This window comes from Tetragenococcus muriaticus DSM 15685 (assembly GCF_000423785.1).
GTDB lineage: Bacteria > Bacillota > Bacilli > Lactobacillales > Enterococcaceae > Tetragenococcus > Tetragenococcus muriaticus.
Genome location: NZ_AUIQ01000092.1, coordinates 1 through 3,734, shown reverse-complemented (window position 1 = coordinate 3,734; position 3,734 = coordinate 1). Strand labels below are relative to the sequence as shown.

Annotated in this window: 3 protein-coding genes; all 3 read right to left on the bottom strand. The window is 35.5% G+C overall.

The window, feature by feature from the left end:
• Positions 1 to 52: 52 nt before the first annotated feature.
• The 3 genes from G577_RS0110115 to G577_RS0110105 all read right to left on the bottom strand — a co-directional run bounded on the left by G577_RS0110115 (position 53) and on the right by G577_RS0110105 (position 3,695).
• Positions 53 to 1,705 carry an ABC-F family ATP-binding cassette domain-containing protein gene (locus G577_RS0110115; protein ID WP_028791065.1) on the bottom strand — a complete coding sequence of 551 codons (1,653 nt, stop codon included), beginning with the start codon at positions 1,703 to 1,705 and terminating at the stop codon, positions 53 to 55.
• 169 nt (positions 1,706 to 1,874) lie between these two features.
• Positions 1,875 to 2,072 (bottom strand): hypothetical protein, encoded by a 198-nt coding sequence (locus G577_RS0110110; protein ID WP_028791064.1) that lies wholly within the window; start codon positions 2,070 to 2,072, stop codon positions 1,875 to 1,877.
• A 369-nt stretch (positions 2,073 to 2,441) separates the two neighbouring features.
• Positions 2,442 to 3,695, bottom strand: coding sequence for a glutamate-5-semialdehyde dehydrogenase (locus G577_RS0110105; RefSeq protein WP_244869465.1), 1,254 nt, complete (start codon positions 3,693 to 3,695; stop codon positions 2,442 to 2,444).
• Positions 3,696 to 3,734 lie beyond the last annotated feature (39 nt).

Below are 3,734 nucleotides of genomic sequence, written 5' to 3'. Positions count from 1 at the left end.
GACTTCATTGAAAGTCAACTGCAGCTCTGGATCGATACGCTGCCCAATTATATCAAGGCTTATCTACCGAATTTGGTGTGCGAAACTTGAGTAATTGAGTAACACGTTCTTGCACTGCTTCATTTTCTAAGAATTCGTCATAAGTTGTGTCCATACGATCGACAACACCTTGATCAGAAACGACAATGACACGGTTAGCCAAGGTTTGTATAAATTCATGGTCATGTGAAGTGAAAAGTAACGCTCCATTAAAGTCCACTAATCCGTTATTTAATGCTGTAATCGATTCTAAGTCTAAATGAGTCGTTGGTTCATCTAAGAGTAAAACGTTGGCTTTTGATAGCATTAATTTAGATAACATACAGCGAACTTTTTCACCACCAGAAAGCACATTTACCTTTTTATTAACTTCTTCGCCAGAAAATAACATTCTACCTAAAAAGCTACGCAAAAAAGTATTATCGTCTTCTTCTTTATCAGCGTAGGTTCGAAGCCAATCCAAAATACTTAGTTCACTATCAAATTCTTCACTCGCATCTTTAGGCATATAAGCTTGACTCGTAGTGACCCCCCAACGTACAGTACCTGTATCAGGTGTGGTCCGGCCAGCAAGCACATTTAATAGCGTAGTTGTTGTAATATCGTCTTGAGCAAGAAAAACAACTTTATCGTTTTTATTCAAAGTAAAAGAAATATTATCTAAGATCTTCTTTCCTTCAATTGTCACACTGACATTTTCTACCTGTAATAAATCATTTCCTATTTCTCTTTCAGGCTTAAAATTAATAAACGGGTAGCGTCGAGAAGAAGGTTGAATGTCATCTAAAGTAATTTTATCCAACATTTTCTTACGTGATGTTGCTTGCTTTGATTTTGAAGCATTTGCGCTAAAACGAGCAATAAATTCTTGTAGTTCTTTAATTTGCTCTTCTTTTTTTGCATTTGCTTGTTGTTGCAGTTTAGTGGCTAATCGACTAGATTCCAACCAAAAGTCATAATTTCCTACATATAATTTAATTTTACCGTAATCTAAATCTGCCATATGAGTACAAACTTTATTCAAAAAGTGTCGATCATGAGAAACAACGATAACGGTGTTTTCGAAATTAATCAAAAACTCTTCTAGCCAATTGATTGAAGGGATATCCAGCCCGTTTGTCGGCTCATCAAGTAGTAACACATCTGGTTTGCCAAATAATGCTTGTGCTAATAACACTTTGACTTTTTGAGCTTCCGTTAGATCATGCATTTTAGCTTGTTGTAATGTTTCAGGAAGCTTTAACCCTTGCAAAAGTACAGCAGCTTCGGAATCGGCTTCCCATCCATTTAATTCAGCAAATTCAGTTTCTAACTCGGCAGCTCGAATCCCATCTTCATCAGTAAAGTCTTGCTTTGCGTACAATTCTTCTTTTTCTTTCATTACCTCATATAGACGTTTGTGACCCATAATAACGGTATCAATAACAGGATATTCTTCATAATCAAAGTGATTTTGTTTTAATACAGCCATTCGCTCATTGGGTCCCATAGTAACTGATCCGGTCGAGGGTTCGATTTCACCTGATAAAATATTTAAAAAAGTGGACTTTCCGGCACCATTTGCTCCGATTAAGCCATAGCAATTTTCAGGCGTAAATTTTAAATTAACATTGTCAAAAAGTTTGCGGCCAGAAAAATGCAAACTCACATCATTTACAGTAATCAATAAATTTCCTCACTTTTTTTGTATTGGCCTTCTAAGGTCCTTTAAGTATTATAGCGAGGAATTTGCTTTGTTTCAAGTCTACAAGGTAGATACAGAAATAGTTTTAAAATCTTGCTAAATAAAAAATGAAAAAAAGGAAACGAACAATTCAATTGTTCGTTCCCCTTTACTATCTTTTATATCTTCGCGGTCCTTTCGATGTTAACCAATAAATAACACCGCCAATGATTAACAATGGAATGCCAAATTTAAATATAAGGCCCAAAATGCCGGTTGCTAAAGACAAAAGAACTTGTAACAGTATACTAGCTAAAACCAATCCGACAAAGATCAGTAAAATATTTAAGAAATTTGAGCGGTTTTTCATATAAGGTTCCCTCCTAATTTTCACTATTAAGAATAACAAAATTTTTAGTCTATTGCATCCGACTTAAGCAGTAAGTTCTATTAGAATGAAAGAAAACGGAAAAGATGAACTTATATGAAAATAAAACATCTAAAACCTCCTCAACTTCCTACTTTGCTCATTGTGATTTTTCTACTCTAGAATGGCTAGGAGCTAGCTTTCATTAAGTTCACAATTGATTGGAAGTAATTTCTTTGACAATATTACTTTATCCAAAGGTCGTATCCATGGGCTAGCAATAGATCAAGAATAAGCCATTAGTATTACTCCAGGCTTAGGATTAACTATTGAATGAAAAATGACTTGAGAAAGCTTTGTTTCACGTGAAACTTACTTTCTAGTTTGGCCTTCGCCATAGATAATATATTTTGTACTCGTTAAAGCTTCAAGTCCCATAGGACCTCTGGCATGAAGCTTTTGTGTAGAAATACCTATCTCGGCACCAAAACCAAAGACAAAGCCATCAGTAAAACGTGTAGAAGCATTAACGTAAACAGCAGCTGCATCGATTTCATCTAAAAACTTCTGAGCTGTAAAATAATTATCTGTTACGATCGCTTCTGAATGTTTGGTATTATAATGGTTAATATGTGCAATGGCTTCATCAATAGAATCGACGACTTTTACTGCCAAAGTATAATCTAAAAATTCAGTTGACCAATCCTCTTCTGTTGCTAATGTTGCTGAAGGAAGGTATTCACTAGCCCATTCATCTGCACGAAGTTCAATACCAAGTTCCACTAACTTTTCTTCAAGCGCTGGTAAGAAGAAGGCAGCAACTTCTTTGTGAATTAAAAGTGTCTCACATGCATTACAAACGGAAGGACGTTGTGCTTTTGCATTAGCCACGATATCAATCGCCATATCTAATTGGCTATCTTTATCGATATAAATATGGTTATTTCCTGTTCCGGTCTCAATTACTGGCACTTTTGCGTTTTCTTTGACGTGAGTAATTAGACCTGCTCCGCCACGAGGAATGAGAACATCTAAGTCATCCGTCAACTCCATCATTTCATTAGCAGTTTCATAGGAAGTGTCGTCAATAAATTGGATTGCATAAGGTGAAAATTGATTTGCGCTTAATGCTTCTTGTAAAATGCTGACCAACAATTGATTAGAATAAAAGCTTTCTCTACCACCTCGCAAAATTACAGCGTTACCGGATTTAAAACATAAACTAGCTGCATCTGTTGTCACATTAGGACGAGATTCATAGATAATGCCAATAACGCCAATCGGTACACGCTTTTGTCCAATTGACAGTCCATCTTCGTTTTTCCACATATGTTCTATAGTACCGACAGGGTCTTTTAGTTGACCTATGTGACGTATCCCTTCAGCCATTGCTGTAATTCGTTCTTCTGTTAGTTTTAATCGATCTTTCATTACGTCTTTTATGCCATTGGTATCAGCTTGGTTAAGATCTATTTGGTTAGCTTGGAAAATTTCTTCTGTATTATTTTCAATTGCTGTAGCCATATGTTCTAGTAATTGATTTTTTTGATTTGTATCTAATAAAGCTAATTGAGTAGCTGCTTCTTTTGCTTGCTTTCCTATTAATTGTAAGTCTGTCAAGTTAATTCCCCCTCGTAAAATATATTTATAAGCATCATCTCTGAT